Source organism: Variovorax guangxiensis (assembly GCF_003952165.1).
GTDB lineage: Bacteria > Pseudomonadota > Gammaproteobacteria > Burkholderiales > Burkholderiaceae_C > Variovorax > Variovorax guangxiensis.
Genome location: NZ_RXFT01000002.1, coordinates 62,617 through 74,739, shown reverse-complemented (window position 1 = coordinate 74,739; position 12,123 = coordinate 62,617). Strand labels below are relative to the sequence as shown.

11 protein-coding genes and 1 tRNA gene are annotated in these 12,123 nt (G+C 67.8%); 7 read left to right on the top strand and 5 right to left on the bottom strand.

All coding sequences use genetic code 11. From position 1 onward, the window contains the following. Positions 1–146 precede the first annotated feature (146 nt). The 4 genes from boxC (at position 147) to EJP67_RS06005 (ending at position 5,304) form a co-directional block, all read left to right on the top strand. A complete protein-coding gene (gene boxC, locus EJP67_RS06020; protein WP_126020607.1) occupies positions 147–1,823 on the top strand; it encodes a 2,3-epoxybenzoyl-CoA dihydrolase in 1,677 nt (558 codons plus the stop codon). Between the two features lie 183 nt (positions 1,824–2,006). Next, a complete protein-coding gene (gene boxB / locus EJP67_RS06015; RefSeq protein ID WP_126020605.1) occupies positions 2,007–3,434 on the top strand; it encodes a benzoyl-CoA 2,3-epoxidase subunit BoxB in 1,428 nt (475 codons plus the stop codon). Between the two features lie 129 nt (positions 3,435–3,563). After that, positions 3,564–4,850: a benzoyl-CoA 2,3-epoxidase subunit BoxA gene (gene boxA, locus EJP67_RS06010; protein ID WP_126020603.1), complete on the top strand. Its 1,287-nt coding sequence runs from the start codon at positions 3,564–3,566 to the stop codon at positions 4,848–4,850. A 10-nt stretch (positions 4,851–4,860) separates the two neighbouring features. Then, positions 4,861–5,304, top strand: a complete 444-nt coding sequence (locus EJP67_RS06005) for a MaoC family dehydratase (protein WP_126020601.1) — start codon at positions 4,861–4,863, stop codon at positions 5,302–5,304. Between the two features lie 69 nt (positions 5,305–5,373). On the opposite strand, the gene EJP67_RS06000 is transcribed toward EJP67_RS06005, so the two are convergent. From EJP67_RS06000 to EJP67_RS05990, 3 genes are all read right to left on the bottom strand, one after another. Beyond that, positions 5,374–5,817, bottom strand: coding sequence for an adhesin (locus tag EJP67_RS06000; RefSeq protein ID WP_126020599.1), 444 nt, complete (start codon positions 5,815–5,817; stop codon positions 5,374–5,376). A 187-nt stretch (positions 5,818–6,004) separates the two neighbouring features. After that, positions 6,005–7,039: an alpha/beta hydrolase family protein gene (locus EJP67_RS05995; protein WP_126020597.1), complete on the bottom strand. Its 1,035-nt coding sequence runs from the start codon at positions 7,037–7,039 to the stop codon at positions 6,005–6,007. 94 nt (positions 7,040–7,133) lie between these two features. Beyond that, positions 7,134–8,273, bottom strand: a complete 1,140-nt coding sequence (locus tag EJP67_RS05990; RefSeq protein WP_126020595.1) for an AraC family transcriptional regulator — start codon at positions 8,271–8,273, stop codon at positions 7,134–7,136. A 96-nt stretch (positions 8,274–8,369) separates the two neighbouring features. On the opposite strand from EJP67_RS05990, the gene EJP67_RS05985 reads away from it, so the two are divergent. From EJP67_RS05985 to EJP67_RS05975, 3 genes are all read left to right on the top strand, one after another. Next, positions 8,370–8,831, top strand: a complete 462-nt coding sequence (locus tag EJP67_RS05985; protein WP_126020594.1) for an RrF2 family transcriptional regulator — start codon at positions 8,370–8,372, stop codon at positions 8,829–8,831. After that, on the top strand, positions 8,821–9,726 hold the full coding sequence (locus tag EJP67_RS05980; RefSeq protein ID WP_126020592.1) for an NAD(P)/FAD-dependent oxidoreductase: 906 nt from the start codon (positions 8,821–8,823) through the stop codon (positions 9,724–9,726). The genes EJP67_RS05985 and EJP67_RS05980 overlap by 11 nt, the downstream gene beginning before the upstream one ends. Before the next feature lie 92 nt (positions 9,727–9,818). Then, positions 9,819–9,894 (top strand) — tRNA-Gly (locus EJP67_RS05975). Between the two features lie 52 nt (positions 9,895–9,946). On the opposite strand, the gene fahA is transcribed toward EJP67_RS05975, so the two are convergent. Together fahA and EJP67_RS05965 are read right to left on the bottom strand one after the other, a co-directional pair. Beyond that, entirely contained in the window at positions 9,947–11,272 is a 1,326-nt protein-coding gene (gene fahA / locus EJP67_RS05970) for a fumarylacetoacetase (RefSeq protein WP_126020590.1), read from the bottom strand. A gap of 10 nt (positions 11,273–11,282) precedes the next feature. Then, positions 11,283–12,089: a cyclase family protein gene (locus EJP67_RS05965; protein ID WP_126020588.1), complete on the bottom strand. Its 807-nt coding sequence runs from the start codon at positions 12,087–12,089 to the stop codon at positions 11,283–11,285. Positions 12,090–12,123 lie beyond the last annotated feature (34 nt).

Genomic DNA, 12,123 nt, shown 5'->3' with positions numbered 1-12,123 from the left:
CTTCCGGACTCCTGAAATCTGAAAAAAAGTGCAGCAGGCATTGACTTGCCTGTGTGCATGCAGCATGATGCATGTCATCGGAGCAAGAAAGTGCATTATCTTTCCTGTTCACGGTTTCCGAACACTGCCCCACAGGAGACTTCCGCATGACCGACACCACCACGCTCCAGGCGCCCCCGCGCGTCGACTACCGCACCGAACCCGGCCAGTACCGCCACTGGTCGCTGAGTTTCGACGGCGCCATCGCGCGCCTCGTGCTCGACATCGCGGAAGACGGCGGCATCCGCCCCGGCTACAAGCTCAAGCTCAACAGCTACGACCTGGGCGTGGACGTGGAGCTGAACGACGCGCTCAACCGCGTGCGCTTCGAGCACCCCGAGGTGCGCAGCGTGATCGTCACCAGCGGCAAGGACCGCATCTTCTGCTCGGGCGCCAACATCTTCATGCTCGGTGTCTCCAGCCACGCATGGAAGGTGAACTTCTGCAAGTTCACCAACGAGACGCGCAACGGCATCGAAGACTCGTCGAAGCACGCGGGCCTGAAGTTCCTCGCGGCCGTCAACGGCGCCTGCGCCGGCGGCGGCTACGAATTGGCGCTGGCCTGCGACGAGATCCTGCTGGTGGACGACCGCTCCTCCGCCGTCTCGCTGCCCGAAGTGCCGCTGCTGGGCGTGCTGCCCGGCACCGGCGGCCTGACCCGCGTGACCGACAAGCGCCACGTGCGCCATGACCTCGCCGACATCTTCTGCACCAGCGTCGAAGGCGTGCGCGGCCAGCGTGCGGTCGACTGGCGCCTGGTCGACGCCGTCGCCAAGCCCGCGCAGTTCGCGGCCGCCGTGCAGGAGCGCGCCTCGCAGCTCGCCGCCGGCAGCGACCGCCCGTCCAACGCCAAGGGCGTGGCGCTCACCCGCGTCGAGCGCACCGACAGCGCCGACGGCATCTCGTACGCGAACGTCGACGTGCGGATCGACCGCAGCAAGCGCACCGCCACCATCACAGTGAAGGCGCCCACCGGCGCGCAGCCGTCGGACATCGCCGCCATCGAGGCAGCCGGCGCCGCATGGTGGCCGCTGGCGATGTGCCGCGAACTCGACGACGCCATCCTGAACCTGCGCACCAACGAGCTCGACATCGGCACCTGGCTGCTCAAGACCGAGGGCGACGCTGCCGCCGTGCTCGCGTCGGACGCCGTGATGCTCGCCAACAAGGACAATTGGCTGGTGCGCGAGACCATCGGCGCGCTGCGCCGCACGCTGGCGCGCCTGGACGTGTCCTCGCGCAGCCTGTTCGCCCTGATCGAAGCCGGCTCCTGCTTCGCCGGCACGCTGGCCGAACTGGCCTTCGCGGCCGACCGCGCCTACATGCTCGCGCTGCCCGACGATGCCGAGCGCGCGCCCAGGCTCACGCTCGACGAATTCAACTTCGGCTTCTTCCCGATGGTGAACGACCAGAGCCGCCTGCAGCGCCGCTTCTATGAAGAGGCCGCGCCGCTGGAAGCCGCTCGCGCCGCCGCCGGCAAGGCGCTCGATGCCGACGAGGCGCTGAAGCTGGGCCTGGTGACCGCCGCGCCCGACGACATCGATTGGGACGACGAGATCCGCATCGCCATCGAGGAGCGCGCCGCGATGTCGCCCGACTCGCTCACCGGCCTGGAAGCCAACCTGCGCTTCGCGAGCAAGGAGAACATGGTCACCCGCATCTTCGGCCGCCTCTCGGCCTGGCAGAACTGGATCTTCAACCGCCCCAACGCCGTCGGCGAGAAGGGCGCGCTGAAGGTCTACGGCACCGGCCAGAAAGCCGGCTTCGATTTGAACCGGGTCTGAGGCAAATACAGGACCACAGGAAGAGACAAGAACAGCCGAACGCAGAAGGAAGACAAAAGCTACGCAGAAGCCGCAGAAGAAGAATCACGAGAACCTTCCCTGGTTTTTCTTCTGCGGCTTCTGCGAAACCTTCGCGACTTCTGCGTTCGGTCCCGAGTTTGTGTGTATTCGGAAGGAACCCCCATGAGCACGATCAACTACAGCGAGAAGATCCCCAACAACGTCAACCTCGGCGAAGACCGCACGCTGCAGCGCGCGCTCGAAGGCTGGCAGCCCAACTTCATCAACTGGTGGGACGACGTGGGCCCCGAGGGCTCCACCAACCACGAGGTGTACCTGCGCACGGCGGTGAGCGTCGATCCGCAGGGCTGGGCGCAGTTCGGCCACGTGAAGATGCGCGACTACCGCTGGGGCATCTTCCTGAACCCGGGCGACGCCAACCGCGAGATCCACTTCGGCGACCACAAGGGCGAGAAGGCCTGGCAGGACGTGCCCGGCGAGCACCGCGCCAACCTGCGCCGCATCATCGTGACGCAGGGCGACACCGAGCCCGCGTCGGTGGAGCAGCAGCGCCACCTGGGCCTCACGGCGCCCAGCATGTACGACCTGCGCAACCTGTTCCAGATCAACGTGGAAGAGGGCCGCCACCTGTGGGCCATGGTCTACCTGCTGCACAAGCACTTCGGCCGCGATGGCCGCGAGGAAGCCGAGGCGCTGCTGCAGCGCACCTCTGGCGACGAGAACAACCCGCGCATCCTGGGCGCCTTCAACGAGCGCACGCCCGACTGGCTCGCGTTCTTCATGTTCACGTACTTCACCGACCGCGACGGCAAGTTCCAGCTGTCGGCGCTGGCCGAGAGTGCCTTCGACCCGCTGGCGCGCACCACGAAGTTCATGCTGACCGAGGAAGCGCACCACATGTTCGTGGGCGAGAGCGGCGTGTCGCGCGTCATCGCACGCACCGCGCAGGTCATGAACGAGCTGAAGACCGACGACCCGCAGAAGGTGCGCGCGGCCGGCTGCATCGACCTGGGCACCATCCAGCGCTACCTGAACTTCCACTACAGCGTGACCATCGACCTGTTCGGCGCCGACCAGTCGAGCAACGCCGCCATCTTCTACAGCTCGGGCCTGAAGGGCCGCTACGAAGAAGGCAAGCGCACCGACGACCACGTGCTCAAGGGGCAGACCTACAAGGTGCTCGAGGTGAAGGACGGCCAGCTCGTCGAGAAGGAAGTGCCGATGCTCAACGCGCTGAACGAAGTGCTGCGCGACGACTTCATCAAGGACTCGGTGGCCGGCGTGGGCCGCTGGAACAAGGTGCTGGAAAAAGCCGGCATCCCGACCCGCCTGGTGGTGCCGCACAAGGCGTTCAACCGCCAGATCGGCGCGCTCGCCGGCATCAAGATGTCGCCCGAGGGCCGCGTGGTGAACGACGTGGAATGGGCCGCCAAGCGCGACGAGTGGTTGCCCAGTGCCGAAGACTTCGCTTTCGTGGCATCGTTGATGGGCCGCGTGGTGGAGCCGGGCAAGTTCGCCGGCTGGATCTCGCCGCCGGTGATGGGCATCAACCGCCAGCCGGTCGACTTCGAGTACGTCCGCTTCGGTTGATCGGTATTTGGTATTGCTCCTTCCCCCTCTGGGGGAAGGCCGGGATGGGGGCAAGCGGCGCGACCACGACAAGCGCCGCCTGCCCCCACCCAACCCTCCTCCAGAGGGGGAGGGCTCTAGGAGAACAACATGGACATGGCCGTCGAAGCCGGAGTCATCAAGCAGCACCTGATCGACCCCGAGATCTGCATCCGCTGCAACACCTGCGAGGCCACCTGCCCGGTCAACGCGATCACGCACGACGACAACAACTACGTCGTGCGCGCCGACGTCTGCAATGGCTGCATGGCCTGCATCTCGCCGTGCCCCACGGGCTCGATCGACAACTGGCGCACCATGCCGCTGGTGCGCGCGTACTCCATCGAGGAGCAGTTCACCTGGGAATCGCTGCCTGCCGAACTCTCGCCCGAGGAGCTCGAAGCGGCCGGCGTGTCGGCGGGCGCGGAAGCCGCGCCTCCCGCCCAGACGCAGGCACAAGCGCAAACCCAGGCCGCGGTCGAAGCGCTGGAGCCGGCCTTCAACTCCGCGCAGTACGGCGCCACCGTGCCGCCCTGGTCGGCCGCGCACGCCTACACCAACCTCTTTCCGCCGAAGACACCGACCACCGCCACCGTGGTGGGCAACTACAACTGCACCGAGGCTGGCTTCGACAGCGAGACTCATCACATCGTGCTCGACTTCGGCGCGCTGCCGTTCCCGGTGCTCGAGGGCCAGTCGATCGGCATCGTGCCGCCCGGCGTGGACGCCATCGGCAAGCGCCACCATGCGCGCCAGTACTCGGTGGCCAGCCCGCGCAACGGCGAGCGGCCCGGCTACAACAACGTCTCGCTCACCGTGAAACGCGTCACCGAAGACCACGAAGGCACGCCCGTGCGCGGCGTGTGCTCCAACTACGTGTGCGACCTGAAGGTGGGCGACACGGTGCAGGTGGTGGGGCCCTTCGGCGCCTCGTTCCTGATGCCGAACCATCCGAAGTCGCACATCGTGATGATCTGCACCGGCACCGGCAGCGCCCCGATGCGCGCCATGACCGAGTGGCGCCGCCGGCTGCGCAAGAGCGGCAAGTTCGAAGGCGGCAAGCTGATGCTGTTCTTCGGCGCGCGCACGCAGCAGGAGCTGCCGTACTTCGGCCCGCTGCAGTCGCTGCCCAAGGACTTCATCGACATCAACCTCGCGTTCTCGCGCACGCCGGGTCAACCCAAGCGCTACGTGCAGGACCTGATGCGCGAGCGCGCCGCCGACCTGGCCGCGCTGCTGAAGGATGGCGCCAGCCACTTCTACGTGTGCGGGCTCAAGAGCATGGAAGAAGGCGTGGTGCTCGCGCTGCGCGATGTGGCGAAGGAAGCCGGACTCGACTGGGACACGGTGGGCGCGGCGCTCAAGCGCGAAGGCCGCCTGCACCTCGAGACCTACTGAGCCCCGGCGGATGAAGTTCGCCGACTTCCACGCGGGCCAGGTCATCGAGGCCGGGCCCTATGTGCTCACAGAGGCCGAGCTTCTGCAGTTCGCGCGGGCCTACGACCCGCAGTGGTTCCACACCGATGCGCAAGCGGCGGCCGACAGCCCCTTCGGCGGGCTCATCGCAAGCGGCTGGCATACCTGCTCCATCGCCATGAAGCTGGTGGTGCAGGCCGCGCTCGCCGGTTCGGAATCCTTCGCGTCGCCAGGGCTGGAGCATGTGCGCTGGCCCAACCCCGTTCGGCCGGGCGACGCGCTGAGGCTGGTAGCCGACGTGATCGAAGTGCGCCGCTCCGAGAAGCGGCCGTCGCTCGGCATCCTGCGATGGCGCTGGCGGCTCTTCAACCAGCGCGAGCTGATGGTGCTCGACGCCGAGGTCACGAGCCTGTTCAAGCTCAAGCCGGCCGACTGAACGACGCAACGTGAAAAGGCCCGCGGTGCCTGGGCACCGCGGGCCTTTGTCATCGGGTGGCTGCCGTCGTTATTTCTTGACGTCGACTGCGCCCGACCCATGGGCCTTCGCGCCCACGGCAGGCGCCTTCACGGCGCTCCCGGCCGAGCCCACGGCGCCTGTCGCGCCGCCGAGCGTGTTGCCCACGGTGTTGGTCACGCCGCCCACGGCATTCGTTGCTCCGCCCACCGCGCCGGTAGCGCCGCCCAGCACGCCGCCGACGGCATTGCCGGCCGTGCCCGTGGCGCCGCTCACTGCGCCGCCGGCATTCGTGTTCGCGCCGGCCCCGGCATTGGCGCCGGTTGCCGCACCCGCACCGCCGCGTGTGCCTGCGGTGGAGCCCGAGGCATTCACGTCGGCATTGACCCCTACGCCCACCCCGACGCCTTGCGCCTGGGCGACGCCGCCGATGGCCAGCATGCCTGCGAGCAGGGTGCCGAGGACGATGCGCTTGTGTTGATGCTGTTGCTTCATGGGTGACTGTTCCTTTCGTTGCGTGGTCACGGTTTCATGGACCGATCGGATTCGATCGATCCGGGTGCAACCATGGCTGTGCGGCGATCTGTCGCCATGTGCGCCGCTTTCGCCCGCTCGCGTGGGAATCGGCCGTCGGCGAAATCGGGGGCTCGTGCGTTAGGCCCCCGGATCGACGTTCGGCCCATCAAGGCAACAGATGCTTACGGAAGAAAGCCGTTGTCTTCGTGTTCACATCCGGCAACACATTCTGGCGGTCGAAGCCCGGTGGGTCGTCGAGCATGTCGCCGATCAGCCCGCTCAGTCCTGGCGGGGGTGGCGAGAGCAGCGCGCCGTGGCCGCCGGTGGGCATGTCGGCGATCAGCTCGCAGCGCGGCAGGCAGGCCGCGAGCACGCGGTCGCTGTGAAAGCGCGGGATCAGCCAGCGGTCCTGCCCGGCGGTGATGAGGCCCAGCGGCACGCGCGGATCGGCCAGCGAGGCCATGTCGAAATCGGCCGAGGAAGGCACGCCCGCCACGATGGCCGCGATTCGTGGATCGGTGTGCTCGCGCGGCGCGGCGTCATCGCCGAAGCGGTGGCGGATGACGAAGAGCGCCGCCCATTTCCTGACGCCGTCGAGCGGGCCACCGGTCAGCCGCGTGATGAGGCCGACGCAGGACTGGAAGTCGTCCACCAAGTTCGCCTCGCAATGCCGCGCGAAGGCGGCCGGCGACCAGCGCCCGCCGGCCAGGCTCAGGGCCGTGTGGCCGCCCGCCGACATGCCGTACATCCCGACCTTGTCGAACCGCAGCATTGGCGCGAAGCGGGGGTCGCGTGCCACCGCGTCGATGGCGCGCGAAACCTCGGCTGGGCGCATCGTCCAGCTGTCGGGGCCGGGGTCACTGTCGTCCTTGTAATTGTCGGCCTTGTGCTCGGGCACGGCGACGACGAAGCCGGCCTCGACCAGGCTGCGCGCGATGTCCGCATGCACCCACGGCGCGCCGCCCGAGCCGTGCGAGACGATCACCAGCCGGCCATTGCCGGGCACTGGCGCGCCTTGCACGGCCAAGTCGAGCGTGAAGCGGGCGCGCTGGGTCGGTCGAGCTGCGTCGGCCGACGGATAGAACACCGTGACCGGGCCGTCGCCGGGCGCGGCGGGAAGCTCCGCCATGCCCATCGAGGCCCGCGCCCAACCGCAGAAAAACGCGAGAAACAGGAAGAAGAGAGAAGAAGAACGTCGCATCGTTGGTTCCTTGCCTTTGGAAGCCCAAACGATGCCGGGGTGCTGCTGCCCGGTCTTGCCGAAAGCCGCGAGCGCCAGTTTTCGGCCAGAGATTTCAGGATTCGGCCAGCTTCTTCCTGCGGAATTCGGTGGGCGTGAGGCCCGTGGCGGCCTTGAAGGCGCGGTTGAACGGGCCGATGGACTGGAAGCCCGCGGTCAGAGCGATCGTCAGCACCGGCAGCTCGCGTTTCGAGGAATCGGCCAGCGCCGCCATTGCCTCGGCCAGCCGGAAGCCGTTGACGTAGGCGTTGAAATTCCGATGGCCCAGCCGCTGGTTGATGAGACGGCGCAAGCGGTACTCGGGCACCGAGAGCCGGGCGGCAAGGGCGGCGATGCTCAGGTCTTCGCTGCGGTAGGCGTGCTCGACCGCCATGGCGTGGTGGAGGGAGTCGGCGAGGCGGTCTTCGGCGGGGTCGGAGGCTGGCCCGGGTTCCGGTTCAGGGGGCGGGGGATCGGCCGGTGCTTCGACGGGAGGTTGCGGTGCCGGCAGTGGGGGCAGCGGGATCGCGGCCGGCGCCTGCGCCGCCGGAAAGAGCTCAGACCCCGCCAGCCGGACCATCCGCCACGCCACCACCGCCACGATCAGCAGCAGCATCGCCACGTCGGCCGTGGCGGAAGGGCCCGAGAGCTGTCCGCGCGGCGAGGCCAGCCGCACGGCCAGCATCCCGAGGCTGTAGCCGACGCCCGCCACCACGATGAACACGCGCAGCCGGCGCCGGCCTTCCACCAGGTCCGCGCGCCATTGCGAAGCCGCCGCCATCGCGGCCAGCACCGCGAACAACAGCGGCACGGCGCGCTGGATGCCCATGATGACCGGCGCGAGCACAGAGGCGCTGCCCGCGACGGTCGCGCAGTTGAGCGCCGCCAGCGCCGCCACGGCCAGCCATGAGGCGACGTGCACCGGCCGCAGGGCGAAGTCGTCGTCGAACAGTGCCCGGACGAACACCCAGAACAGCACCGCGTTGCCGACGGAGACCGCGACGAAGGGCGCCTGCCATGTGCGCGGCACGGAGGCTTCGAACATCGGCGTGGAGCCGACGACCTGGATGCACAGCCCCAGCGCGAGCAACACGCCCGCGCGCGCCGCCGGCAGGCGAGGGCGGTCGCGGCCGAGGATCAGCGCGAGCACGAGCAGCAGGGCCAGCAGCACGCCGCGCAGGGCGGCGTCGAGCAGGGTGATCGTGGCGGGTGTCATGGCAGGGGGCAGTGCAGCCGGGCCGATTCTCGCCGCCCGGGGCGATGCAAGACCCTTTCGCTCGTCATGGCAAACACACGCAACTCATAATGTTGCATGAAACGCGACAGCAAGCTCTCCGCCGTCCTCCACGTGCTGCTGCACATGGCCGAGATGAAGACGCCCGTCACCTCCGAGTCGCTCGCGGTTGCGATGCAGACCAACCCGGTGGTCGTGCGCCGACTCATGGCCGGCCTGCGGCAGGCGGGGTTCGTGAGTTCGGCCAAGGGCCATGGCGGCGGGTGGGTGCTGTCGTGCACCTTGTCGGCGGTGACGCTGGGCGACATCCACAACGCGGTGGGCGCGCCCGCGCTGCTGGCCATGGGCAACCGCACCGAGAGCCCGGGGTGCATCGTCGAGCAGGCGGTGAACGCGGCGCTCGACGGCGTCTGCGACGAGGCCGAGGCGCTGCTGCTCAGGCGCTTCAACAGCATCACGCTGGCCGATCTTTCCAGGGACTTCCATCGCCGCATGACAGGCGGCGGCTTCACATCGAAGGACATCGAACATGCGTCATGACGCTCTGATCGTGGGCGGCAGCTTTGCCGGCCTTTCCGCTGCGATGCAGCTTGCACGGGCGCGGCGCAAGGTCTGCGTCGTCGACACCGGCGCGCCGCGCAACCGTTTCGCGGCCGCGTCGCACGGCTTCTTCGGGCAGGACGGCGTGCCGCCCCTGAAGATGATTGCGGATGCGCGCGAGAAGCTGCTTGCGTATCCCAGCGTCGAGTTCGTCGAGGCGGCCGTGGTGGATGCGGGTGCCGAGGAGGCAGGTGGATTCACCGTATCGCTGAGCAACGGCGAGCGCCGCTCGGCCGGCAAGCTGCTGCTGGCCTATGGCGTGCAGGACGGCCTGCCGGAGATTTCCGGCATCGGCGAACGCTGGGGCTCGAGCGTGCTGCACTGTCCCTATTGCCACGGCTACGAGTTCAGCGAGCGCCAGCTGGGCGTGCTCTATCACCACGGCGCGCAGCCGCCGGACCATGCGCTGCTGATCGCCGAATGGGGCCCGACCACGCTCTTCCTGAATGGCGGCGAAGGGCCCGATGCCGAGGCGCGCGCGAAGCTGCAGGCGCGTGGCGTGATCATCGAACCCGGGCGCATCGCCGGCCTTGAAGGCGAGGGGCAAGAATTGACCGGTGTGCGCATCGGTGACGGCAGGCTGGTGCCCATCGAGGCGCTCTACGTGGCGCCGCGCACGCGGCCCGCGAGTCCGCTGGCCGAGCGGCTGGGCTGCGCCTTCGACGACGGCCCCCTCGGCAAGGTGCTGCGCGTCGACGCGATGAAGATGACGACCGTGCCCGGCGTCTACGGCGCGGGCGATCTGGCGATGATGTTCTCCAACGCCACGATGGCATCGGCGGACGGGCTGATGGCGGGCGTGTCGATGCACCGCTCGATGGTGTTCGACGCCTGAAATCACTCCGGCAAGGGAAAAAGGGGAAAAAAGAACTTTTTTCCGGGACCCGGGCAAATCCGTCAAAGATCGCTATATAATCTGAGGCTCACGCGGGAATAGCTCAGTTGGTAGAGCGCAACCTTGCCAAGGTTGAGGTCGAGAGTTCGAGACTCTTTTCCCGCTCCAGATCGCAGAAAAGGCCACCTCATCAGGTGGCCTTTTTCTTTGGCGCTTCAGCTCAGCCTTTTGCCGCCAACACCATCCCCCCGCTCTCCCCGAACCCGATGCGCGCATGCCCCGGCTTCTCGCACCAGCCGCGCAGCAGCACCGCGTCGCCGTCTTCCAGGAAGCCGCGCTGTTCGCCGTTGGCCAGCTTCACCGGGCTTTGCCCAGCGCGCGTCAACTCGATGATCGCGCCGGCTTCGCCCTCGCCGGGACCGGAGATCGTGCCGCTGCCGAACAGGTCGCCGGGGTTCAGGCTGCAGCCGCCCATGGTGTGGTGCGCCACCATCTGGGCGACGGTCCAGTACTGATGCCTGAAGCTGGTGGAGGACAGGCGCGAGGGCCCGGTCTTCTCCCTGCGTGCCTTTTCGCTTTCGAGCCACACCTCCAGCCGGATGTCGAGCGCGCCGCTCTCGCGGTTCGTCGCGTGCTCCAGGTAGGCCAGCGGCTGGGGCTCGTTCGACGGGCGGGTCCATGCCTGGCGGTAGGGCGCGAGCGCTTCCATGGTCACGATCCACGGCGAGATGGTGGTGGCGAAGTTCTTTGCGAGGAAGGGCCCGAGCGGCGCCATCTCCCAGAACTGGATGTCGCGCGCCGACCAGTCGTTGAGCAGGCAGATGCCGAAGATGTGTTCGTCCGCGTGTTCGAGCGCAATCGCGTCGCCCTGTGCGTTGCCCTTGCCGATCCACACGCCGAGTTCCAGTTCGTAGTCGAGCCGCGCGCATGCCTGATAGGTGGGCGCTTTCGCGCCGGGCGCCATCGCCTGCCCCATCGGCCGATGAAAGCGCTGGCCGCTCACGCCGATGGTCGACACGCGCCCGTGGTACGCGATCGGAATCCATCGGAAGTTGGGCGTCACATCGCCGTCCGGGTTCATCAGTCGGCTGATGTTCAGCGCGTGGTCGATCGAGGTGTAGAAGTCGGTGTAGTCGCCGATGCGCGCGGGCACGGCGTATTCGGCTTCGGCCTGCGGCACGAGGCATTCGCGCACGGCCTGCACCGCGGCGATGGGCGCGTCGTTCTTCAGCAGATCGAAGAGCGCGTGGCGCAGCGCCTTCCATGCGGCGTTGCCGAGCGCGAAGAAGTCGTTGAGCGCCGGCAGTGCGGCCGCCTTCGCAGCGTCGAGCGCGAGGCCGTCGAGCTGCTGCTTGGTGACAAGCGCGGCCAGGTCCAGCACCTGGTCGCCGATCGCGACGCCGCCGCGAAATGCCTCCGCGCTGCCGGCACGGCGGAACACCGCATGCGGCAGGTTCTGGATCGGAAAGTCGCTGTCCGTCGCATTGGCCGATTCGACCCAGCTGCGCGCGTGAACGTCGTGCGTGTGGTTGAGTGCAATGCTCATGAGCCGTGCCTCATGCCGACGCCATCAGCGCGTCGTCGAAGATGGCGACCGCGCGCGTCCATCCGGCCGAAGCGCCGCGGATCTTGTGCGGAAAGCAGCTGATGTAGAAGCCCGTGGGCGGCAGCGCCTCCAGGTTGTGCAGCTTCTCGATGTGGCAGTAGCCGATGTCGCGGCCGGCCTTGTGGCCTTCCCAGATCAGCGAGGCGTCCTGCGTCTCGCCGTACTTCTTCGCGGTGTGCACGAAGGGCGCGTCCCAGCTCCATGCGTCGGTGCCCGTGAGGCGAACGCCGCGCTCCAGCAGGTACATCGTCGCCTCGTAGCCCATGCCGGCGCCGGCCGACACGTAGTCGGGGTGGCCGTAGCGCGAGCCCGCGCGGGTGTTGACCACCACGATCTCCAGCGGGCTCAGCGTGTGGCCGATGCGCTTGAGCTCGGCCTCGACGTCGGCGGCCGTCACCACATAGCCGTCGGCGAAGTGGCGGAAGTCGAGCTTCACGCCGGGCTGGAAGCACCACTCGAGCGGCACGTCGTGGATCGCGATGGCGGGCTTCTTCTCGCCCAGCGCCTTGTCCATGGTCGAGTGGAAGTGATAGGGCGCGTCGAGGTGCGTGCCGTTGTGCGTCGACAGCTGCACCAGCTCCACGGCCCAGCCTTCGCCGTCGGGCAGGTCTTCCCTTTTCAGGCCGGGAAAGAAGGGCTCGATCTGCTCGTAGGTCTGCTCGTGCGTGAAGTACTGGATCTTCGGCGCGAAGGCCGGTGGGTCGGAGAGCACATCGTTCTCGAGAAAGATCGAGAGATCGACGAATTTGCGTGGCATGGGAACTCCTTGTGGGGTGTACGTGTTGGAAGAA

Coding starts and splice junctions, on each gene's coding strand:
- EJP67_RS06000 (WP_126020599.1), bottom strand. CDS start 5,817: ATGAAGCAACAGCATCAACACAAGCGCATCGTCCTCGGCACCCTGCTC.
- boxA (WP_126020603.1), top strand. CDS start 3,564: ATGGACATGGCCGTCGAAGCCGGAGTCATCAAGCAGCACCTGATCGAC.
- fahA (WP_126020590.1), bottom strand. CDS start 11,272: ATGAGCATTGCACTCAACCACACGCACGACGTTCACGCGCGCAGCTGG.
- EJP67_RS05990 (WP_126020595.1), bottom strand. CDS start 8,273: ATGACACCCGCCACGATCACCCTGCTCGACGCCGCCCTGCGCGGCGTG.
- EJP67_RS05980 (WP_126020592.1), top strand. CDS start 8,821: ATGCGTCATGACGCTCTGATCGTGGGCGGCAGCTTTGCCGGCCTTTCC.
- EJP67_RS05965 (WP_126020588.1), bottom strand. CDS start 12,089: ATGCCACGCAAATTCGTCGATCTCTCGATCTTTCTCGAGAACGATGTG.
- EJP67_RS06005 (WP_126020601.1), top strand. CDS start 4,861: ATGAAGTTCGCCGACTTCCACGCGGGCCAGGTCATCGAGGCCGGGCCC.
- EJP67_RS05985 (WP_126020594.1), top strand. CDS start 8,370: ATGAAACGCGACAGCAAGCTCTCCGCCGTCCTCCACGTGCTGCTGCAC.
- boxB (WP_126020605.1), top strand. CDS start 2,007: ATGAGCACGATCAACTACAGCGAGAAGATCCCCAACAACGTCAACCTC.
- boxC (WP_126020607.1), top strand. CDS start 147: ATGACCGACACCACCACGCTCCAGGCGCCCCCGCGCGTCGACTACCGC.
- EJP67_RS05995 (WP_126020597.1), bottom strand. CDS start 7,039: ATGCGACGTTCTTCTTCTCTCTTCTTCCTGTTTCTCGCGTTTTTCTGC.